The sequence below is a fragment of the Streptomyces sp. NPDC057137 genome (genome assembly GCF_042670825.1).
In the GTDB taxonomy this organism is placed as follows: domain Bacteria; phylum Actinomycetota; class Actinomycetes; order Streptomycetales; family Streptomycetaceae; genus Streptomyces.
On record NZ_JBHUUW010000009.1, the window covers coordinates 64,974 to 85,761 of the forward strand.

18 protein-coding genes are annotated in these 20,788 nt (G+C 72.3%); 11 read left to right on the top strand and 7 right to left on the bottom strand.

What is annotated here, in order from left to right:
• The first annotated feature begins 84 nt into the window (after nt 1–84).
• Genes cobM through cobC form a run of 6 tightly spaced genes read left to right on the top strand, consistent with a single transcriptional unit; the run spans nt 85 to nt 6,570 of the window.
• Nucleotides 85–918, top strand: coding sequence for a precorrin-4 C(11)-methyltransferase (gene cobM / locus ACFT9I_RS10400; protein WP_382562729.1), 834 nt, complete (start codon nt 85–87; stop codon nt 916–918).
• Nucleotides 915–2,198: a precorrin-6y C5,15-methyltransferase (decarboxylating) subunit CbiE gene (gene cbiE / locus ACFT9I_RS10405; RefSeq protein ID WP_382562730.1), complete on the top strand. Its 1,284-nt coding sequence runs from the start codon at nt 915–917 to the stop codon at nt 2,196–2,198. Before cobM ends, cbiE begins: the two co-directional genes overlap by 4 nt.
• On the top strand, nt 2,195–3,952 hold the full coding sequence (gene cobJ / locus ACFT9I_RS10410; RefSeq protein ID WP_382562732.1) for a precorrin-3B C(17)-methyltransferase: 1,758 nt from the start codon (nt 2,195–2,197) through the stop codon (nt 3,950–3,952). Before cbiE ends, cobJ begins: the two co-directional genes overlap by 4 nt.
• Entirely contained in the window at nt 3,949–4,578 is a 630-nt protein-coding gene (locus tag ACFT9I_RS10415) for a precorrin-8X methylmutase (protein WP_382562734.1), read from the top strand. Before cobJ ends, ACFT9I_RS10415 begins: the two co-directional genes overlap by 4 nt.
• Complete coding sequence (locus ACFT9I_RS10420; RefSeq protein WP_382562736.1) at nt 4,575–5,510, top strand: sirohydrochlorin chelatase; 936 nt, start codon at nt 4,575–4,577, stop codon at nt 5,508–5,510. Before ACFT9I_RS10415 ends, ACFT9I_RS10420 begins: the two co-directional genes overlap by 4 nt.
• Nucleotides 5,494–6,570 carry an Rv2231c family pyridoxal phosphate-dependent protein CobC gene (gene cobC / locus ACFT9I_RS10425; RefSeq protein WP_382562908.1) on the top strand — a complete coding sequence of 359 codons (1,077 nt, stop codon included), beginning with the start codon at nt 5,494–5,496 and terminating at the stop codon, nt 6,568–6,570. Before ACFT9I_RS10420 ends, cobC begins: the two co-directional genes overlap by 17 nt.
• A 73-nt stretch (nt 6,571–6,643) precedes the next feature.
• Here the strand turns inward: cobC and ACFT9I_RS10430 are convergent, their stop codons facing one another.
• The 3 genes from ACFT9I_RS10430 to ACFT9I_RS10440 form a co-directional block, all read right to left on the bottom strand.
• A complete protein-coding gene (locus ACFT9I_RS10430) occupies nt 6,644–7,570 on the bottom strand; it encodes an SCO1860 family LAETG-anchored protein (protein WP_382562737.1) in 927 nt (308 codons plus the stop codon).
• A gap of 293 nt (nt 7,571–7,863) precedes the next feature.
• Complete coding sequence (locus ACFT9I_RS10435; protein ID WP_382562739.1) at nt 7,864–8,904, bottom strand: hypothetical protein; 1,041 nt, start codon at nt 8,902–8,904, stop codon at nt 7,864–7,866.
• A 67-nt stretch (nt 8,905–8,971) separates the two neighbouring features.
• A complete protein-coding gene (locus tag ACFT9I_RS10440; protein ID WP_382562740.1) occupies nt 8,972–10,072 on the bottom strand; it encodes an amidohydrolase family protein in 1,101 nt (366 codons plus the stop codon).
• A 151-nt stretch (nt 10,073–10,223) separates the two neighbouring features.
• Between ACFT9I_RS10440 and ACFT9I_RS10445 the strand changes: the two genes are divergently transcribed.
• The 5 genes from ACFT9I_RS10445 (at nt 10,224) to thpD (ending at nt 14,964) form a co-directional block, all read left to right on the top strand.
• Nucleotides 10,224–11,336 carry a pyridoxal-phosphate-dependent aminotransferase family protein gene (locus tag ACFT9I_RS10445; RefSeq protein WP_382562742.1) on the top strand — a complete coding sequence of 371 codons (1,113 nt, stop codon included), beginning with the start codon at nt 10,224–10,226 and terminating at the stop codon, nt 11,334–11,336.
• A 323-nt stretch (nt 11,337–11,659) separates the two neighbouring features.
• Nucleotides 11,660–12,229, top strand: coding sequence for a diaminobutyrate acetyltransferase (gene ectA / locus ACFT9I_RS10450; RefSeq protein ID WP_382562744.1), 570 nt, complete (start codon nt 11,660–11,662; stop codon nt 12,227–12,229).
• A gap of 60 nt (nt 12,230–12,289) precedes the next feature.
• Complete coding sequence (gene ectB, locus ACFT9I_RS10455; protein ID WP_382562745.1) at nt 12,290–13,558, top strand: diaminobutyrate--2-oxoglutarate transaminase; 1,269 nt, start codon at nt 12,290–12,292, stop codon at nt 13,556–13,558.
• Between the two features lie 101 nt (nt 13,559–13,659).
• Nucleotides 13,660–14,058, top strand: coding sequence for an ectoine synthase (locus tag ACFT9I_RS10460; protein ID WP_382562747.1), 399 nt, complete (start codon nt 13,660–13,662; stop codon nt 14,056–14,058).
• Nucleotides 14,059–14,064: 6 nt separating this feature from the next.
• A complete protein-coding gene (thpD, locus tag ACFT9I_RS10465; RefSeq protein ID WP_382562748.1) occupies nt 14,065–14,964 on the top strand; it encodes an ectoine hydroxylase in 900 nt (299 codons plus the stop codon).
• A gap of 53 nt (nt 14,965–15,017) precedes the next feature.
• Here the strand turns inward: thpD and ACFT9I_RS10470 are convergent, their stop codons facing one another.
• The 4 genes from ACFT9I_RS10470 to ACFT9I_RS10485 form a co-directional block, all read right to left on the bottom strand.
• Complete coding sequence (locus ACFT9I_RS10470; protein WP_382562750.1) at nt 15,018–16,067, bottom strand: aminotransferase class V-fold PLP-dependent enzyme; 1,050 nt, start codon at nt 16,065–16,067, stop codon at nt 15,018–15,020.
• A 69-nt stretch (nt 16,068–16,136) separates the two neighbouring features.
• Nucleotides 16,137–16,859, bottom strand: coding sequence for a DsbA family oxidoreductase (locus tag ACFT9I_RS10475; RefSeq protein ID WP_382562751.1), 723 nt, complete (start codon nt 16,857–16,859; stop codon nt 16,137–16,139).
• A 100-nt stretch (nt 16,860–16,959) separates the two neighbouring features.
• On the bottom strand, nt 16,960–18,972 hold the full coding sequence (locus ACFT9I_RS10480) for a GTP-binding protein (RefSeq protein ID WP_382562753.1): 2,013 nt from the start codon (nt 18,970–18,972) through the stop codon (nt 16,960–16,962).
• Between the two features lie 193 nt (nt 18,973–19,165).
• A complete protein-coding gene (locus ACFT9I_RS10485; protein ID WP_382562755.1) occupies nt 19,166–20,710 on the bottom strand; it encodes an aldehyde dehydrogenase (NADP(+)) in 1,545 nt (514 codons plus the stop codon).
• Between the last annotated feature and the right edge of the window lie 78 nt (nt 20,711–20,788).

A 20,788-nucleotide genomic window follows, 5' to 3' on the forward strand; every position in this document is an offset into this window, starting at 1 on the left:
GCTAGCCGATCGGACCCCCGGTCCGCACGTTCATGTTCACCCCTTCCGCTCCCCCGCCCCGTTGACCCGCGAGGACCGCCGCTCATGACCGATACCACCGCCACCGCCGGCAAGGTGACCTTCGTCGGCGCGGGCCCCGGCGCCGCCGACCTGCTGACCTTCCGTGCCGCGCGCGCCATCGCCGCCGCCGACGTCGTCATCTGGGCGGCCAGCCTGGTGCAGGCCGAGGTGCTCGACCACGCGCGCGAGGGCGCCGAGATCCTGGACTCGGCGGCGCTTTCTTTGGAGGACGTCGTCGCCGTGTACGAACGGGCGGCCCGCGACGGGCTGAAGGTCGCCCGGATCCACTCGGGCGACCCGGCCCTCTGGGGCGGTACGCAGGAGCAGGCCGACCGCTGCGACGCGCTCGGTCTGGAGGTGGAGATCGTGCCGGGGGTCTCGTCGTTCTCCGCCGTCGCGGCCGTCGCGGGGCGGGAGTTGACGATTCCGGAGGTCGCGCAGTCCGTGATCCTGACCCGGCTGGGCGGTGGCAAGACGCCGATGCCGCCGGGTGAGGAGGTGCGGGAGTTCGCCAGGCACGGCACGACGATGGCGGTGTTCCTGTCGGCCGCGCGGTCGGGACAGCTCACGCAGGAGCTGTTGGAGGGCGGCTATCCGACGTCGACGCCGGTCGTCGTCGCCCACCAGGTGACCTGGCCGGAGGAGCTGGTCGTGCGCTGCACGCTCGGCACGCTGGAGGAGACCGTCAAGGAGCACAAGCTCTGGAAGCACACGCTGTTCCTGGTGGGGCCGGCGCTGGCCGCGTCGGGGACGCGCTCGCACCTCTACCACCCGGGGCACTTCCACGGCTTCCGGCGGGCCGACCCGGCCGCCCGCAAGGCGCTGCGCGAGGAGCGGACCCGGGGCGCCGCGCGGTGATCACAGTCATCGGTACGGGGACGGGGACGCCGCTCTCCGCCGACTCCGTACGAGCCGTGTCCGAGGCGACGTTGGTCGTCGGCGGGCGTCGGCATCTTGAAGAGGCCGCGGCGAAGGCCTGGCTGCCGGAGCGGATCTCGCGGGTCGTACTCGGGCCGCTGGCACCGGCGCTGGACGTGATCGCGCGGCACCGTGCCGACGCGAGCGGCGGCCGTGTCGTGGTGCTGGCCTCGGGCGATCCGGGGCTGTTCGGGATCGTACGGGCGCTGGCCGGGCGCTTCGGGTCGGAGGCGCTGGACGTACGGCCGGCCGCCCCGTCCGTCGCCGTGGCGTTCGCCCGGATCGGTCTGCCGTGGGACGACGCGGTCGTCGTCAGCGCGCACGGACGCGACCTCCGTACGGCGGTCAACGTCTGTCGCGCGCACCCCAAGGTGGCCGTGCTGACCGGTCCGGGGGCGGGCCCGGCAGAGCTGGGGGCCGCGCTCGCGGACTCCGGGCTCCCGCGCACGCTCGTCGTCGCGTCGGCGCTGGGCGACCCGGACGGCGAACGGGTCGAGCAGCTGTCCCCCGCCGACGCGGCCGGCCGCGACTGGCCGGAGCCGCTGAGCGTGGTGCTGTGCCTGGACGACGTACGGGCGCGGGAGCACGCCCCGGTCCCCCGCACGCTGGCCGGCCGTGCGCCGGGGCCCGCGCGCTGGGCGCTGGGCGAGGAGGAGTTCGCGCACCGCGACTCGATGATCACCAAGTTCGAGGTGCGTGCGCTGGCACTGGCGAGGCTCGGGCCGAGGACGGGCGATCTGGTGTGGGACGTCGGCGCGGGCTCGGGGTCGGTGGCCGTGGAGTGCGCCCGGTTCGGCGCGGCGGCGATCGCGGTGGAGAAGTCGGCCGACGGCGTCGAGCGCGTCCGCGCCAACGCCTTGGCGCACGGCGTGGACGTTCAGACCGTGCACGGGTCCGCGCCGGCGGCGCTGTCCGGACTGCCGGATCCGGACGCCGTGTTCGTCGGTGGCGGGGGCCGTGAGCTGCCCGCCGTCGTCGCGGCGTGCGCGCGCCGGGCGAGCCGGACTGTCGTGGTGTCGGTGGCCGCGCTGGACCGGGTACCGGCGGTGCGGGAAGCGCTGTCCGGGGCCGGGTTCGCCACCGGCGGCGTACTGCTGCACTCCGCGCGGCTCGCCCCCCTGCCCGGCGACGTGACCCGGCTCGCGGGCACGAACCCCGTCTTCCTGCTGTGGGGCGACCGCCCCACTGATCCCCACCCTCCCCGAGGAGCGACCCAGTGATCGGCCTGATCTCCGCGACGGCGGCGGGAGCCGCGGCCCGCGACCGCCTGGCCACGGCCTGGCCGGGCCGTACCCGCGTCTACGACGGCCCGGTACGCGAGGCGGTGGAACGCGCGTTCGCCGAGTGCGAACAGTTGGTGTGCTTCCTGGCCACGGGGGCGACCGTACGGCTGCTGGCCCCGCTGCTGGCCGACAAGGCGACGGACCCGGGCGTCGTGTGTGTGGACGAGGCGGGGCGGTACGCGGTGTCGCTGCTCGGCGGCCACGGGGGCGGCGCCAACTCCCTGGCGACGGAGGTCGGTTCCGTCCTGGCCGCGACCCCGGTGATCACCACGGCGACGGACGCCACGGGCATCCCCGGACTCGACACCCTGGGCCTGCCGGTCGAGGGCGCGGTGGCGACGGTGACGCGCGCGATACTCGACGGCGCACCGGTGACGCTGCGCGCGGACGCGGTGTGGCCACTGCCACCGCTGCCGCCGAACGTGCGGCCGGGTGGGCCTCTTCCTTCGGAGCAGCCGGTATCGGCCCCGGCCGCGACGTCGGGGGACAGCGCCGCGCGGCTCCTCGTCACCGACCGGACCGTCCCCCTCGGGCCGACGGACGTCGCCCTTCGCCCGCCGTCGCTCGCCGTCGGTGTCGGCGCCAGCCGGGGCGCGGGCGTCGACGAGGTGTACGGGCTCGTCCTGGACGTCCTGCGCGACGCCGGGCTCTCGGCGCTCAGCGTCGCGGAGTTGGCGACCGTCGACGCCAAGGCGGACGAGCCCGGCATCGTCGGGGCGGCCGCCGCGTTCGGGGTGCCCCTCCGGACGTACCCGGCCGACGTGCTCGCCGCGATCGTCGTGCCCAACCCGTCGGACGCGCCGCTCGCGGCCGTCGGTACCCCGTCCGTCGCCGAGGCAGCCGCGCTCGCCGCCGGGCGGGGCGGTGAACTCCTCGTACCGAAGCGGAAGTCCAGCCCGGCGGGGCGGCCCGCGATGGCCACCTGCGCCGTCGTGCGCCGGGCCCCGCGCGGGCGGCTCGCCGTCGTCGGGCTCGGGCCGGGCGCGCGGGACCTGCTGACGCCGCGCGCCACGGCCGAGCTGCGGCGCGCGTCGGTGCTCGTCGGGCTCGACCAGTACGTCGACCAGATCAGGGACCTGCTGCGGCCCGGCACGCGCGTGCTCGAATCGGGGCTCGGGCGCGAGGAGGAGCGGGCCCGTACCGCCGTGACAGAGGCCCAGGCGGGCCATGCCGTCGCCCTCATCGGCAGCGGCGACGCGGGCGTGTACGCGATGGCGTCGCCCGCGCTCGCCGAGACGGCCGACGACATCGAGGTGGTCGGCGTACCGGGGGTGACGGCCGCGCTCGCCGCCGCCGCGATTCTCGGCGCGCCCCTGGGGCACGACCACGTCTCGATCAGCCTGTCCGACCTGCACACTCCGTGGGAGGTCATCGAGCGCCGCGTCCGCGCGGCGGCCGAGGCGGACATCGTCGTCACCTTCTACAACCCGCGCAGCCGCGGCCGGGACTGGCAGTTGCCCAAGGCGCTCGCCCTGCTGGCGGAGCACCGTACGGCGACGACGCCCGTCGGAGTCGTACGCAACGCGTCCCGCCCCGACGGCACCAGCCACCTCACCACGCTGGCCCGGCTCGATCCGGCGACGGTGGACATGATGACGGTGGTGACGGTGGGCAACACGGCTACGCGTGAGATCGCGGGCCGCATGGTGACGCCACGGGGCTACCGGTGGCAGTCGGAGGGAGCCCGATGAGCCAGGACACCGGTGGTCAGGCGCGTGTCGTCCATCCCATCGAGGAGGAGTCGTTCCGCCGGCTGCGCGCCCGCGTCGACACCTCGCACCTCGCGCCGCTGACCCGCGCGGTCGTGGAGCGCGTCATCCACTCGGCCGCCGATCCGGTGTATCTGACCGATCTGGTCTGCGACGAGGCGACGCTGTCCGCCGCGCACGGCGCGCTGCACGCGGGGGCGCCCGTCGTCGCCGATGTGGAGATGGTCGCCGCCGGGATCACCCGCCGCACCGCGGTGTGCCGTCTCAAGGAGGCCGTGTCGGGGCCGGGGCTGACCCGGTCAGCGCACGCGGTGCGCCTCGCGTACGAACAGGTCGGACCCGGCGCGATCTGGGTCATCGGCTGCGCGCCCACCGCACTGGAGGAGTTGCTGCTCCTGGACGCCGCGCCCGCGCTCGTAATCGGGCTCCCGGTCGGTTTCGTCGGCGCCGTCGAGTCCAAGGCCGCGCTGCGCGAGAGCGGACTTCCGGCGGTGTCCAACATCTCGGAGAAGGGCGGCTCCGCCGTGGCCGCCGCCGCGCTCAACGCCCTGCTCTACCACCCGTACGACCCGCCCCACCCGCACCAGCTCGCCAAGGAGAACGCGTGACCACCCCTCGACCCGCACTGCTCATCGCCGGCCACGGCACCAGGGACGCCGGGGGCGCCGAGGCCTTCCGGGAGTTCGTACGGGAGTTGGGCAGGCGCCACCCCGAACTGCCCGTCGCCGGGGGCTTCATCGAGTTGTCGGCGCCGCCCATCGGGGACGCCGTGGCCGAACTCGTCGAGCGCGGCGTCACACGGTTCGCCGCCGTCCCGCTGATGCTGGTGTCCGCCGGGCACGCCAAGGGCGACATACCGGCCGCGCTGAAGCGCGAGAAGGAGCGCCACCCGGGGATCTCGTACACCTACGGCCGTCCCCTGGGCCCGCACCCGGGGCTGCTCACGGTCCTCGAACGGCGCCTGGACGAGGCGTCGGCGAAGCTGACGGACTACGACGGCGACAGGTCCGAGGTGACCGTGCTGCTCGTGGGGCGCGGCTCGACCGACCCCGACGCCAACGCGGAGGTCCTGAAGGCGGCGCGGCTTCTTTGGGAGGGTCGCGGTTACGCGGGCGTGGAGACGGCCTTCGTGTCGCTGGCCGCGCCGGACGTGCCGAGCGGACTCGACCGCTGTGTACGGCTCGGGGCGCGCCGGATCGTGGTGCTGCCGTACTTCCTGTTCACCGGGATCCTGCCGGAGCGGGTGGTGCGGCAGACGCGGGAGTGGGCGGCGGCGCATCCGGAGACGGAGGTCGCGTCGGCCGATGTGGTCGGGCCCACCGAGGAGTTGCTGGACCTGGTCATGGAGCGCTACCGCGAGGCGGTCCAGGGCGATCTGCGGATGAACTGCGACTCGTGCGTCTACCGCGTCGCGCTGCCCGGCTTCGAGGACAAGGTGGGGGCGCCGCAGCAGCCGCACTTCCACCCGGACGACGACGGTCATGACCACGGCGGGCACGGGCACCACCACGGCCACGGCAGTCATGCGCACGCGCGCTGACGCCCACGAAGTGGGCCGTCACGATCTGCGGCACCACGGCGACGCCGAGGTACGGGACGACGGCGCGGACCTGACCGACCTCGCGGTCAACGTCCGCCCCGGCACACCGCCGGACTGGCTGCGGGAGCGGATCGCCGCGTCGCTCACCGGTCTCGCGGCCTATCCGGACGGGCGCGCGGCGCGGGCCGCCGTCGCCGCGCGGCACGGGCTGCCGGTGGAGTGCGTGCTACTGACGGCGGGCGTCGCGGAGGCGTTCGTCCTGCTCGCCCGCGCCGTCGCGGCGCGCCGCCCGGTCGTGGTGCATCCGCAGTTCACGGAGCCGGAGGCGGCGCTGCTCGGCGCCGGCCACACGGTGCGGCGTGTGCTGCTCGACGCCGGCGCGGGCTTCCGGCTGGATCCGGCGGCCGTCCCCGAGGACGCGGATCTGGTGGTGGTCGGCAATCCGACGAACCCGACGTCCGTGCTGCACCCGGCGGCCGACCTCCGCCGACTGGCGCGTCCGGGGCGGACGCTGGTGGTGGACGAGGCGTTCATGGACGCGGTGCCCGGGGAGCCGGAGGCCCTGGCGGGACGCCGGGACGTGCCGGGACTCGTGGTGCTGCGCAGCCTGACCAAGACGTGGGGGCTGGCCGGTCTGCGGATCGGCTACGTCCTGGCGGATCCGGCGACCGTCACGACGCTCGGGGCCGCCCAGCCGCTCTGGGCGGTCTCGACACCGGCGCTCGCCGCCGCCGAGGCGTGCATGACACCCGCCGCGCTGGCGGAGGCCGAGACGGCCGCGCGGCGTACGGCGGCGGACCGGGCCCATCTGCTGGCCGGACTGGCCGAGTTCGAGGGTGTGCGCGCCGTGGAGCCGGCGGCGGGGCCCTTCGTCCTCGTACGGATGGAGTCGGCCGACTCCGTACGGGACCACCTGCGCGCCCTGGGCTTCGCGGCGCGGCGCGGCGACACGTTCCCGGGGCTCGGCCCGCGGTGGCTACGGCTCGCGGTACGGGACCGGACGACGACGGACCGCTTCCTGCGGGCACTGGACAAGTCCCTGTCGGCGGTCCGCGCCTGAGGGACGCCGTGGCCGGGCCGGTTCGCCCGCAAGCGCGGGGACAAGGCGCTTGAGGGCGAACCGGCCCGATCCGTCAGCTCCTGCCGCGCGCCCGCACCAGCACCATCGCGCCGCCGCCCACCGCGAGCAGCAGCACGGCGCCGCCCGCCAGGTACGGCGTCGTGGAACTGCCGCCCGTCTCCGCGAGGTTCTCGGTGGTCGGCTCCTCGGCGGTCTGCGGCTCGACGCCCTCCTTCTCCGGTTCCGGCTGCTCGGGCTTCACCGGTGCGGCGGGCGCCTCGCAGGTGGCCTCGGCGAGTGTGAGGGTGCCCTGGACGTCGGCGACGTTCAGCTTGAGCGGGTTCACCGCGACCTTCAGTTCGAGCGCGGTCGCGGCGGCGGTGCGGGACGTGGTCCGCGTCTTCGACAGGTCGAGCGTCACCTCGCCGACGCCCGGCACCTCGACGCGGGTCGGCCCGGCCGCGGAGAGCGTGACCTTCTTGCCCAGGACGGTGACGGTGCCCAGCAGATTCGATTCAGCAACGGGCTTGGCGCCGGCCTCGCAGACCGCCTTCGAGGTGACTTCCTGGACCTCGATGAGCGAGAGCAACGGCAGCCCCGGCACATGCACCTTGGCGTGGGCGATGTTGGCGTAGCCCTCGGCCTTGCGCTCGTCGACCGTGGCCCGCGCGGTGGCGACGTCGGCGCGCAGCACGGTGAAGGGCCTGCCCTTGTCGACCCCGTCGAGTTCGACGGTCAGCGCGGTCCTGTCGGCGTCGGCCGGGGCCTGCACCTCGTTGAGCGCCGCCCGCAGCGGCACGTTGACCGACTTGTTGAGCAGGGACACGTCGAGCCCGGTCCGCAGAACGACCGCGCCCGCCTTGCCCTTTCCCGAGGTCGTTCCGGTTCCTCCGGTGGCCTGCGCCGGGGCGGCGAGCACGACCGGTCCGGCGACCAGCGCCACGGCGGCGGCAAGCGCGGCGGAACGGCGTGCGGGCATGCGGAAGACATTGCTGTTCAAGATGGTGGAACCCCCACAGAGTTACGACGTCGCCGACCGGCCCGCACGGGGACACGTGGGCGGCTGCGGCGACCGAGACACCGGAATCCTCACCCACCGAGAGTGAACTGGCGGACACCTGGGGTGAGTTCACTCCAAAGTGGGGTTTCCGTGTCTACGTTCGAATCGGCGGGTACGGGCGTTCCTTCAGGCCACCCGCACGGGGGGCGTAAGGTCGCGTACCAGCCTGTTTCGGTGGGCGTACGGCGCACGCCACCCCGTCAACGCGGCTCCCAACCGTCCTGCCCGGCCGTCTACTTGAGCGTGTCGGCGAAGCTGACCCGCACCGCGACGATGGCACCCGATGCGTCGAAGTCGGCAGACACCGGGAAGTAACCGTCGCCCCAACTCGTCATCGCGCAGAGAAGCCGAGCATCGCCGATATCCGCGGTGCCGGCCCCGACGTCAGAGGCGCGAACCTGTCGCATGACCTGCCAGTGATGGGAGTGGGGCCGGAAGTCCACCATCATCCGGTGCCCGGTCTCCTCCTTCCAGCTCTGCACGGCCCGGGCCTTCTCCATCGCCTCCGCCACGGCCAACCCGGTCCACCCGCGGACCCCGTCCTCACCGGGTTCGCCCAGTTCAGGTGCCGCGAACGTCGCCCCGGCCTCGTCCGCGGCAGCACCCCAGAACGCGACGTCGGCCAAGCCGTCCACCGGCTCGTCGTGCTGCCAGGCGTTCAGGGCGTCGGCATCGCCGAAGAGCACCCGGGCCCAGTCGACGCCGACGTCACCCAGCGGCACCGATGACTCCACCGGGGCGTCGCTCATCCGGACCGTCATCTCCGACCAGCGCGACCCGACACCGTCGCCGGAGTCGCCCCGCGAAGCCAGTACCGGCAGATGCCGGTCGCGAGGCACCCCGCCCACCGCGACGACGGGCACCCCGAACATGGTGAAACCGCCGCCGCCTTCGGCGGCTGTCCGGCGCACGCGGTGGGCGTGCGGTTCGCGGCTCGGGAGCGCTTCCAGGCGCGCGTCCAGGCCGGCGACTAGGCAGTGCTCCTCGAACAGCGACCCGAACGCCGCCGTCCGGGAGGCCGGGATGTCATGAAGCATCGCGCCCGGCTGCCGGTCGAATCCGCGGACCGCCGCTGACGCGTCCGGGCCGACCACGGCGAAGTCGACCGAGTCGAGGACATCGCCGGCCGTTGCCGCGTCGTCGACGCCGAGAAGAGCGGGATCGATCTCCGCCGGCGACCGCTCTCCGCTCCACAACCCCAGATGACCGCCGTCGACGACGACCAGGATTCCCGACGGACAGTTGATCTCACCGAGCCTGAAGATCTCTTCCATGCCGCGGGAGTTTATTGCCGCTCCCTCCCGCCAGTACCGGCGGCCCGGGTCGATCCCGGCACCGACCTCAGCCCACGACCCGCCCGTTCAGCACGATCCGCCGCGGCTGCGCCAGCACCCGCACATCCGCCCTCGGGTCCTCGTCGAACACCACCAGGTCGGCCGGAGCGCCCTCCTCAAGGCCCGGGCGGCCCAGCCAGGCCCGCGCACCCCATGCCGTCGCCGACAGTGCCTCCAGCGGCGGAATACCGGCTTTCACCAACTCCGCGACCTCGTCGGCCACCAGACCGTGCGCCAGGGAGCCGCCCGCGTCCGTGCCGACGAAGACCGGGATCCCCGCGTCGTACGCGTCGCGCACCGTGTCGTAACGGCGTTCGTGCAGTCGCCGCATATGGGCCGACCAGCGTGGGAACTTGGACTCGCCGCCGGCGGCGAGTGCCGGGAAGGTGGCGATGTTGACCAGCGTCGGGACGATCGCGACACCGCGCTCGGCGAAGAGCGGGATCAGGTCGCCGGTGAGGCCCGTCGCGTGCTCGATGCAGTCGATCCCGGCCTCGACCAGATCGCGCAGCGCGACCTCGGCGAAGCAGTGCGCCGTCACCCGGGCGCCGAGCCGGTGCGCCTCGGCGATCGCCGCCTCGACCTCGCCGCGCGGCCAGCACGCGGTCAGGTCCCCCGCCTCGCGGTCGATCCAGTCGCCGACGAGCTTGACCCACCCGTCACCGCGCCGGGCCTCCTGGGCGACGAAGGCGACGAGGTCGCCCGGTTCGATCTCGTGGGCGAAGTTACGGATGTAGCGGCGGGTCCGCGCGATGTGCCGGCCGGCCCTGATGATCTTCGGCAGATCGTCGCGGCCGTCGATCCAGCGGGTGTCGGACGGCGATCCCGCGTCGCGCAGCAGCAGCGTGCCGGCCTCCCGGTCCGTGAGCGCCTGCTTCTCGCTCGTCGCCTCGTCCACCGGGCCGTGGGTGTCCAGACCGACATGGCAGTGGGCGTCCACCAGGCCGGGCACGGCCCAGCCGACCACGGTGCGGACGTCACGCGCGCCGGAGGGGCGCTCGTAGGTCGTCCGCCCGTCCACGACCCACAGCTCGTCCCTGACGTCGTCGGGGCCGACGAGCACCCGCCCCTTCACATGCAGCACCGCGCGATCACTCCTGGGACTCATGGGCCGAACTTTACGAGGCGCTGAGTACCCTCGACGAGGGAGTGTCCGAACACCGTTCGAGCGGCATGAACACACCCCCGCGCCCACCCCGTAGAACACAGCACCGCCCGGCCCACCGGCCGGCCCGAACCGACCCGAAGAGAGCACCGCCGTGACCCACCCGCTGCTGGACCTCGCCCCCCTCACCCCCGCCCACTTCGCGGCCGTCGAGCGACGGGTCGCGGCCCTGCTCGACACCGAGCAGGACGTGGTGATCACGCAGGGCGAGGCGCTGCTTCCTTTGGAGGGCTGTGTCCGCGGCGGCGCCCGCGCCGGTTCGACCGCGCTGAACGTCGTCACCGGACCGTACGGCCAGACCTTCGGCGACTGGCTGCGCGACTGCGGCGCGACGGTCGTGGACCTGGAAGTGCCCTTCCACGCCGCGGCCACCGCCGAGCAGGTCGAGCGCGCCCTGGCGGAGCACCCGGAGATCGACTTCGTCTCCCTGGTCCACGCGGAGGCGGCCACCGGCAACACCAACCCCGTGGCCGAGATCGGCGCGGCCGTCCGCGCCCACGGGGCGCTGTTCATGCTGGACGCCGTCGCGTCCGTGGCCGCCGAGCCGCTGCTGCCCGACGCCTGGGGCGTCGACCTGTGCGTGATCGGCGCGCAGAAGGCCATGGGCGGGCCCGCCGGAGTCTCGGCCGTGTCGGTGAGCGCCCGCGCGTGGGAGCGGCTGGCCACGAACCCGGGGGCGCCGCGCCGCTCGTACCTCTCGCTCCTCGACTGGAAGGAGCGCTGGATCGACACCGGCCGCAAGGCTCTGCCGCACGCCCCCGCCCAGCTGGAGATGCTGGCCCTGGACGCCTGCCTGGAGCGCATCGAGGCGGAAGGGCTCACCACCCGAATGGCGGCACACGCGTCGGCCGCCGCGGCCACCCGCGCGGGCGCGCTCGCGCTCGGCGGCGGTCTTGAGCCGTACGTGTACTCCGCGCGGGACGCGGCGCCGGTGGCGACCACGCTGCGCACCCCCGCGGGGACGGACGCCGCCGGGCTGGTCGCGCGGGCCCTAGCGGCCGATCCGTCGCTGCCCCTGATCGCCGGGGGCGGGGCGCTGGCCAAGGAGATGATCCGGGTCAACCACTACGGCTCCGACGCCACCCCCGCCGCGGTGCGGGCCTCGATCACCGCGCTGGGCGGCGTGCTCGCCGGGGCGGGCGCCGAGGTGAATGTCGCGGCGGCCGAGAAGGCAGTATCCGACAACTTCCCCGACAACGCATCCTGAATACAAAGCAGGCGTTAATTCGAGAATACGGGAACGCATTCTTCTCCGCACAGCTTCCCGTATTCGTCTGCCCGCTTTTTCTGATCCTAAACACTAAGGTTTCAACAACGGCTACAGCGTAATTCCGGCGCGGGTCGAGAGCGTTACGCATATGTGACCGAGTACACAAGCGCGCCCGTCTTGCACCAAATCTGCCGGTCAAACCGTCACAGACCACCTCTGTGTCGCGCGGCGCACGCGCTCGCGTGATAACACAGATCAGGTCTGCGCCCAACCCCTGCCGACGATGCGATTTCTGAATTAGCTCGGTAAATTCAATAGACATGACTGCCGCCCAAGCAGACCTTGCAGGTGTCCGAAGCGAATTCACGCGATCCATCAGGATCGACGCCCCACGAGTGGAGGACGGAGCCGCGATCTGGCGCATCGCCCGCGACTCCGAGGTACTGGACCTGAACTCCTCGTACAGCTATCTGCTGTGGTGTCGTGACTTCGCCGCGACCTCCGTCGTGGCCCGCGACACCGCCTCAGGGGCCGACGGGACCCCCCGGACCGACGGGACTCCCATCGGGTTCGTCACGGGTTACGTCAGGCCCGAGCGCCCCGAGGCCCTGGTCGTCTGGCAGGTGGCCGTCGACCGTGCCCACCGGGGCAAGGGTCTCGCCGGGACCCTGCTCGACGCACTCACCCGGCGGGTCACCGAGGAGCAGGGGATCACCTCTGTCGAGACGACCGTCACGCCCGACAACACCGCGTCGGACCGTATGTTCCACGCCTACTCCGAGCGTCATGGCGCGACCCTGGAGCGCGAAGTGCTCTTCGACGGGGATCTCTTCCCCGACGGCGGGCACCAGCCCGAGGTGCTGTACCGGATCGGCCCGCTCACGACCTGAGCCCGCGCCGTCCCCCTCCGACCCTCACTCCTCTTCTCCCACACCCTTCAGGAGACCGCTGTGACCATCACCCCGCCTGCCCTGAGTGTCTTCGAGACCCTTGAATCCGAGGTACGCAGCTACTGCCGCGGCTGGCCGGCCGTGTTCGACCGCGCGCAGGGGAGCCGCCTCACCGACGAGGACGGCCACAGCTACCTCGACTTCTTCGCCGGCGCCGGTTCACTCAACTACGGGCACAACAACCCCGTACTGAAACGCGCCCTGATCGACTACATCGAGCGCGACGGCATCACCCACGGCCTGGACATGGCGACCACCGCGAAACGCGCCTTCCTGGAGTCGTTCCAGAACGTGGTGCTGCGCCCGCGCGACCTTCCGTACAAGGTGATGTTCCCCGGCCCCACGGGCACCAACGCCGTCGAGTCGGCGCTCAAGCTGGCGCGCAAGGTGAAGAACCGCGAGTCGATCGTGTCCTTCACGAACGCCTTCCACGGCATGTCGCTGGGCTCGCTCGCCGTCACCGGCAACGCCTTCAAGCGGGCCGGGGCCGGCATCCCGCTGGTCCACGGCACCCCGATGCCGTTCGACAACTACTTCGACGGGCAGGTCCCGGACTTCCTGTGGTTCGAGCGGCTGCTCGGCGACCAGGGCTCCGGGCTCAACAAGCCCGCGGCCGTCATCGTCGAGACGGTGCAGGGCGAGGGCGGCATCAACGTCGCCCGCGCAGAGTGGCTGCGCGCGCTCGCCGCGCTGTGCGAGCGGCAGGACATGCTGCTGATCGTCGACGACATCCAGATGGGCTGCGGGCGTACCGGCGGGTTCTTCTCCTTCGAGGAGGCCGGCATCACCCCCGACATCGTCACGCTGTCGAAGTCCATCAGCGGCTACGGCCTGCCGATGGCGCTGACGCTCTTCAAGCCGGAGCTGGACATCTGGGAGCCCGGCGAGCACAACGGCACGTTCCGCGGCAACAACCCGGCCTTCGTGACGGCCGCCGCCGCGCTGAACACGTACTGGGCCGACGGCCAGATGGAGAAGCAGACGCTGGCGCGCGGCGAGCAGGTCGAGCGCGCGCTGCTGGCTATCGTCGACGAGTGCGAGCCGGACAGTGTGAGCTTCCGCGGCCGCGGCCTGGTCTGGGGCATGGAGTTCAAGGACAAGCCGCGCGCGACCGCGATCTGCCGTCGCGCCTTCGAGCTGGGGCTCCTGCTGGAGACCTCCGGCCCGGAGAGCGAGGTCGTGAAGCTGCTTCCCGCGCTGACCGTCACGCCCGAGGAACTGGACGAGGGCCTGCGCACCCTGGCCCGCGCCGTACGCGAGACCGCCTGATCCCACAGGTCTCCCCTGGGGGCCGGGTCTGACCCGGCCCCCAGGGGGCACCCGTACAGGGCACGACCACAGCACCGCAGCACAGAAGGGTCCTAGTCACCGTGATCGTCCGATCGTTCAGGGACATCGAGAACACCGACCGCCACGTGAAATCCGCGTCGGGCACCTGGGAGAGCAAGCGCATCGTGCTCGCCAAGGAGAGGGTCGGCTTCTCCTTGCACGAGACCGTGCTCTACGCGGGCACCGAGACGTCGATGTGGTACGCGAACCACATCGAGGCCGTGCTGTGCGTGGAGGGCGAGGCCGAACTCACCAACGACGACACCGGCGAGACCCACTGGATCTCCCCCGGCACGATGTATCTGCTCAACGGCCACGAGAAGCACACGCTCCGGCCGAAAACCGACTTCCGATGTGTCTGCGTCTTCAACCCGCCGGTGACAGGGCGGGAGGACCATGACGAGAACGGCGTTTACCCGCTGCTGACCGAGGAGGGCTGAATCACGATGACCACCACCGCCCCTGCACGCACCGACCTGTACCCGACCCGTGGCGTGGGTGAGGTGACCACCCCGCGCCAGGACCCCGTCGTCTGGTCGCCGCCCGGCACCCCCGGCCCGGTCGACGCGGCCGGTCTCGCGGGTCTGGAGCGGGACGGGTTCCTCACCGTCGACCAGCTGATCCGCCCCGACGAGGTGTCGCTCTACCGCGACGAGCTCGACCGGCTGATCACCGACCCGGCGGTCCGGGACGACGACCGCTCGATCATCGAGCCCAAGTCGAGGGACGTACGGTCGGTGTTCGAGGTCCACAAGCTCAGCGAGATCTTCGCCGGTCTGGTCCGCGACGAGCGTGTGGTGGGGCGGGCCCGGCAGATCCTCGGCTCGGACGTGTACGTCCACCAGTCCCGTATCAACGTGAAGCCGGGCTTCGGTGCCTCGGGCTTCTACTGGCACTCGGACTTCGAGACGTGGCACGCCGAGGACGGCCTGCCGAACATGCGGACCGTCTCCGTGTCGATCGCGCTGACCGAGAACTACGACACCAACGGCGGCCTGATGATCATGCCCGGGTCGCACAAGACCTTCCTGGGCTGCGCGGGCGAGACGCCGAAGGACAACTACAAGCAGTCGCTGAAGATGCAGGACGCCGGGACGCCGTCGGACGAGGCGCTGACCGGCTTCGCCGAGCAGCACGGCATCAAGCTGTTCACGGGCAAGGCCGGTGCGGCGACGTGGTTCGACTGCAACTGCATGCACGGCTCGGGTGACAACATCACCCCGTTCCCGCGCAGCAACGTCTTCATCGTGTTCAACAGCGTCGAGAACACGGCGGTCGAGCCGTTCGCGGCGCCCGCCCCGCGGCCGTCGTTCATCGGCTCCAGGGACTTCACGCCGGTCCGCTGAGGACGCGTACGCGCGGGGCCCGGTCTTCCCGACCGGGCCCCGTGCGTCTGTGTTCAGCCCGCGAGGACGTCCAGCGCGCGGTCCACGTCCGCCGTCGAGTTGTACAGATGGAACGCGGCGCGCAGATTGCCCGCGCGGACCGCCACCTTCACACCCGCCGCCACGAGCCGGGGCTGCAGGTCACCGAGGCCGGGAACGGCCACGACGGTGGAGCCCGCGGCGGCGACCGGCTCGTGCCCCAGGGAGACCAGGCCCGCCCGGAAGCGGTCGGCGAGCGCCGTGACGTGGGTGTGGATCCGCTCGACGCCGATCTCCTCCAGCAGGGCCAGGGACTGTTCGGCGCCGTGGTAGGCGAGGAAGGCCGTCGGCTCGTCGAACCGCCGCGCCGAGTGGGCGAGTTGCTCGACGGGGCCGTACGTGCTCGCCCAGATGTCCTCGCCCGAGACCCACCCCGCGTGGATGGGCACCAGGCTCTCCTGGGCCTCCTCGGTGACGGTCAGGAACGAGGTACCGCGCGGGCTCACCAGGAACTTGTAGCCGCCGGCGACGGTGTAGTCGTACGCCGCCGCGTCGACGGGCAGCCAGCCGGCCGCCTGTGTGACGTCGAGCAGCGTACGGGCGCCGTGCGCGGCGGCGGCGGCCCGTACCGCCGGCAGATCGGCGATCCGGCCGTCGGCGGACTGGACGGCGGATACGGCCACCAGCGCGGTTCCGGGCCGTACCTCGTCGGCCAGCGACTCCAGTGGCACGTACCGCGGCTTGAGATCGCCGCGTACGGCGAAGGGCGTGACGACGGAGCTGAACTCGCCCTCGGCCATGAGGACTTCGCTGCCCGGCGGCACCGACGCGGCGATCAGACCGACATGGACCGTCACGGAGCCGCCGACGGCCACCCGCCCGGCGGGCACCCCCACGAGGCGGCCGAACGAGGCGCGGGCCGCGTCCACCGACTCGAAACTGCCCGCGCCGTCGCGCTGCCCCGCGCCGTTCTCGGTGGCCAGCGTCCGTACCGCTTCGACGGCCCGGCGCGGGAGCAGACCGCAGGTCGAGGTGTTCAGATACGTCGTCTCCGGCACGAACTCGGCGCCACCCAAAGTGTCCATGTCCTCACCCTGGGACCCGCGTCTTCCCTAGTCAATTGCGCATTTCTGAGGGGAACACCCAAGAGATCCTTATGAATGGCTGTGGGCCCCGGGAATCGCGCAGGCCCCGTCCGCGTCGCAGGTGACAGCCGCGTTGTCACCGACGGGCGTGATCGCGCGCCCCTGCCACGCCTGCTCCAGCGCCTGGGTGAAGACCTCGGCGGGCTGGCCGCCCGAGACGCCGTAGCGCCGGTCGAGGACGAAGAAGGGCACACCGGTCGCGCCCAGCTCCGCCGCCTCCCGCTCGTCGGCCCGTACGTCGTCGGCGAACGCGTCCGGGTCGGCGAGGAGCACGCGTGTCTCGGCCTCGTCCAGTCCCGCCTCCACCGCGAGGTCGACCAGCGTCTCGGTGTCGTAGACCGAGCGCTCCTCGGCGAAGTTCGCCCGGTAGAGGACGTTCAGCAACGCGTCCTGCCGGCCGCGCACCTTGGCCAGATGCAGCAGCCGGTGAATGTCGAACGTGCTGCCGTGGTCCCGGTCGCCGACGCGGTAGCCGAGGCCTTCGGAGCGCGCCTGCGAGGCGACCTGCTCCTCCATGGCGAGGGCTTCCTGCCGGGACCGCCCGTACTTGGTGGCGAGCATGTCGACCACGGAAGCGACCTCGCCCTTGGCGTGCCCCGGGTCCAGCTCGAAGGACCGGTGCACCACCTCGACGTCGTCGCGGTGCGCGAAGGATTCGAGCCCCTTCTCGAACCGGGCCTTCCCTATGTAGCACCAAGGACAGGCGATGTCGCTCCAGATCTCCACACGCATGTGTCTGCTTCTCTCCAGGCCGGGTCGGTGCGGAGCCTGCCTCCGCTACCAACCGCAACCCCTCGGCCGCGCCACCCATTCCCGACGTCCCGCACCGGCCTCACCGCTCCCCCGCCGAGACCCGGCGCACCACGCTGAGCAGGTACTCCTTGCGGTTGAGCGGGTCGTGGTCCGTGCGGGAGCGGGTCGGGGGTTCGCCCTGGACCGGTTGGTGGTGGGCGAACGACGCCTCCAGGACGCCCTCGCCGCTCGTGAGCGTCGGGAGCAGTTGTTCGAGCGCGTGGACCTGGGCCGCCGGGATCTCGCCCTCCACCACGTACGACGACCCGCGCACCGACGGCGTGTGCGGTACCGCGCGGCGGCGGACCAGGGCGGGCAGGACCGTGCCGTAGGTGTCGGCCGGGACGTCGAGGCGGAAGTGGTGCATCGGTTCGCACACGATCGTGCCCGCGTCCCGCAGAGCGGCCATCAGGACCAGCGGGGTCAGCAGGCGGAAGTCGCCGCCCGTGCTGGACATGCTCTTGTCGAACGTGCCGTGGGCGTGGCTCTGCCGGGGCGCGTAGCCGCTGCGCGTCAGTACGACGACGCAGTCGGGGATCGCCCATCCGTACAGCCCTTCGCCCAGGGTGGCGCGCACGGTGTCCTCGATGGCTTTCATGAACGCGTACGGCATGGAGCCGAGTTCGACCTCCAGCCGGAACTCCACACCGCCGCCGGGCGGGGCTGGTTCGACCCGGAGGCCGACGGTCGCGAGGAACGGATTGGGTTCCTTTCCCATGATCTCCGCGGCGCTTCCCTCGCCGGCGATCCTTTCGACGCAGATCGTCGTCGTCTCGCGGAAGGTGACATCGACGCCGTATTCGTCGGCGAGTGTCGCCTGGATGACTTCTTTCTGCACCTCGCCGTAGAGCGACACGGAGATCTCCTGCCGGATCTCGTCCTGCCGCAGATTGATCAGCGGGTCCTGCTCGGCGAGTTGGGTGAGCGCCGCGTGCAGCGCGCCCTTGTCGGTCCCCTCGCGCGGGGCGACGACCGTCTCCAGCGACGGCGGGGAGAAGTGGTGACGGGCGGCGGCGACCGCCGCCGGGTCGCCGATCACGTCGCCGATCCGGATGTCACCGAGCCCCCAGAGCTTGCCGATCCGGCCCGCGCCGACGGACGCGCGGCGCACCGACGAGCCGTCGTCGAAGACGCTGATCGCGGTGACCTTGCCCTCGGTGTCCCCGATCGGCAGCCGGTCGCGCACCCGCAGCGCGCCGGAGAACATCCGGACGTACGCGATCTTCTCGCCGGCCGTGCCGCGCTCGACCTTGAAGACGGTGCCCGAGACCGGGCCCCGCTCGTCGCCCGCCGTGGCAGGCAGCAGCTCCCTGACGGCGCCGGTGAGTGTGTCCACGCCCGCGCCCGACATGGCGGAGCCGAAGAACACCGGGTGGACGAGCGCCCGTCCGGTCTGGGCGGCCAGTTCACGGCGGAGCCTGTCGTACGTGAGACGGGCCGGGTCCTCGACGTACGCGGCCAGGAAGGCGTCGTCCTGTTCGGCCAGCCGCTCGGCCACGGGTCCGGTCGCGGAGAAGGCCGGGTCCGCTGCTCCGTACGGGGTGAAGTCGGCTTCCCTGGTGCCGAGTCGGCGTACCGATCCCATCGGGACGATCGCGGGCGTCAGCTTCTCGGCCAGGTCGCGCAGGAGGTCGTCGTGGCGGGCGCCGACGCGGTCGATCTTGTTCACGAAGACGAGCGTGGGGATGCGCAGCCGGCGCAGCGTCCGCATCAGGACGCGCGTCTGCGCCTGGACACCTTCGACGGCCGAGACGACCAGGACGGCGCCGTCAAGGACGCTCAGCACTCTTTCCACCTCGGCGATGAAATCCGGGTGGCCGGGGGTGTCGATCAGATTGACGGTGATGTCGTCGACGGCGAACGACACGACGGCGGACTTGATGGTGATGCCGCGTTGACGTTCGAGGGCCAGCGAATCGGTCTGGGTGTTTCCGTCGTCGACACGGCCGATCTCGTCGATGACTCCGGCGGCGTGCAGCAGCCGCTCGGTCAGGCTGGTCTTACCGGCGTCTACGTGCGCCAGGATTCCGAGGTTGAGCGTACGCGTACTCACTGAGCGTCATGTCCTTCGAATAGGCAGGAATTCCCTTCTGCTGGATGGACATCGACGCTCGGCGCATGACGGCTCCTCGACTGCTTGACGGATCGGCCGCTCGGCCGACGTCGCGGAGTACAGCAAACCCCCGGCCCGCCCGGCAAGCGATTTACCGGGCGGTCGGGGGCGGTGGTCGTGCTGGGTTGACGCGTTACGAGGCGGTCGCGGGCTCCGCGCGGCCGTCGACGCGGCGCGGCAGGCCGGTCGGGTTGTCGTCGCGCAGCTCCGGGGGGAGCAGCGCGGCGGGGGTGGACTGGTAGGTGACGGGCCGCAGCCAGCGCTCGATCGCCGTGGCGCCGACGGACGTCGACGTGGAGGTGGACGCCGGGTAGGGGCCGCCGTGCTGCTGCGCGGGGGCGACGGCGACGCCGGTGGGCCAGCCGTTGACGAGGACGCGGCCCGCGAGCGGCGTCAGGTCGGCGAGCAGCCGCGCGGCGCCGGAGTCCGCGTCCTCGGCCTCGCCGTCGGCGAGGTGCAGCGTGGCGGTGAGGTTGCCGGGGAGCCGGGCCAGGACGGCGCCGACCTCGGCGTCGGAGCCGTACCGCGCGACGACGGTCACGGGGCCGAAGCACTCCTCCAGCAGGAGGTCGTGCGGTCCGTCGGCGGCCAGGCGCTGGGCCGGTACGGTCAGATAACCCGCGCTGACGGTGTGGTCGCCGCCGGCGCCCGGGGTGATCGGGGCCGCCACGTCGGGGAGTTCGGCCCGTTCGCGTACGCCCGCGACGAACGCGTCGCGCATCCGGTGGTCGAGCATCACGCCGGGCTCGGTCTCGCTGACCGCCGTCGTCAGCGACTTGAGCAGGCTGTCGCCGGCGTCACCGGTCGGGACGAGCACGAAGCCGGGCTTGGTGCAGAACTGGCCCTCGCCGAGTGTCATCGAGCCGGCCAGCCCGGCGCCGATCTGCTCGGCGCGCTCGGCCGCGGCGGCCTCGGTGATCACGACGGGGTTGAGCGAGCCGAGTTCGCCGTGGAAGGGGATCGGTGTGGGGCGGGCCGCCGCGGCGTTGAAGAGGGCGCGTCCGCCGCGTACGGAACCGGTGAATCCGGCCCCGGCGACCAGCGGGTGCTTCACCAGCTCCACACCGGCCTCGAAGCCGTGCACCAGGACCACCACGTCCTCGGGCAGGCCCACCTGTGCCGCGGCCCTGCGCAGCGTGGCGGCGCAGATCTCGGAGGTGGCGGGGTGGTCGGGGTGCACCTTGACGACCACGGGGCAGCCGGCGGCGAGCGCGCTCGCCGTGTCACCGCCCGGGACGGAGAAGGCGAAGGGGAAGTTGCTCGCCGAGTAGACGGCGACGACGCCGAGCGGCACCTTCCAGCGCCGCATGTCGGGCCAGGGCGGCGTGCGGTCGCCGTCGGCGTGGTCGATGCGTACGTCGAGGAAGGCGCCCTCGTCCACGACGTCGGCGAAGGCCCTCAACTGGGCGGTCGTGCGCGCGAGTTCGCCGGTGAGCCGGACCGGCCCCAGGGCGGTCTCGGCGTCCGCCGCCTCGATGACGAACGCGCCCGATTCGTCGAGCAGGTCCGCCGCCGTACGCAGAAGCGCCGCACGCGCGGTACGGTCGGCGAGCGCGGGCCGGGTGGCGTACGCGCGACGTACTTCGCGGTCGACCTCCTCGGCCGTGGCCTCGACCGCGACCTGCTCACGCGGCTTCCCGGTTCGGGGGTCGACACTCCAGACTGGTGCTGCTGCCACCGCGGCTTCCTTCCACTTCCTGTGCCGTCCGCTGTCATCACCGAGGTGCTGTTCGGTATTCTGAACAAAGTTCCTGAT

Bases quoted from the DNA above. Each gene is read 5' to 3' on its own strand.
- ACFT9I_RS10435 (WP_382562739.1), bottom strand. From the start codon at position 8,904: ATGGAAGAGATCTTCAGGCTCGGTGAGATCAACTGTCCGTCGGGAATC.
- ACFT9I_RS10440 (WP_382562740.1), bottom strand. From the start codon at position 10,072: ATGAGTCCCAGGAGTGATCGCGCGGTGCTGCATGTGAAGGGGCGGGTG.
- ACFT9I_RS10475 (WP_382562751.1), bottom strand. From the start codon at position 16,859: ATGCGTGTGGAGATCTGGAGCGACATCGCCTGTCCTTGGTGCTACATA.
- cobM (WP_382562729.1), top strand. From the start codon at position 85: ATGACCGATACCACCGCCACCGCCGGCAAGGTGACCTTCGTCGGCGCG.
- ACFT9I_RS10470 (WP_382562750.1), bottom strand. From the start codon at position 16,067: ATGGACACTTTGGGTGGCGCCGAGTTCGTGCCGGAGACGACGTATCTG.
- ectA (WP_382562744.1), top strand. From the start codon at position 11,660: ATGACTGCCGCCCAAGCAGACCTTGCAGGTGTCCGAAGCGAATTCACG.
- ACFT9I_RS10415 (WP_382562734.1), top strand. From the start codon at position 3,949: ATGAGCCAGGACACCGGTGGTCAGGCGCGTGTCGTCCATCCCATCGAG.
- cobC (WP_382562908.1), top strand. From the start codon at position 5,494: ATGCGCACGCGCGCTGACGCCCACGAAGTGGGCCGTCACGATCTGCGG.
- thpD (WP_382562748.1), top strand. From the start codon at position 14,065: ATGACCACCACCGCCCCTGCACGCACCGACCTGTACCCGACCCGTGGC.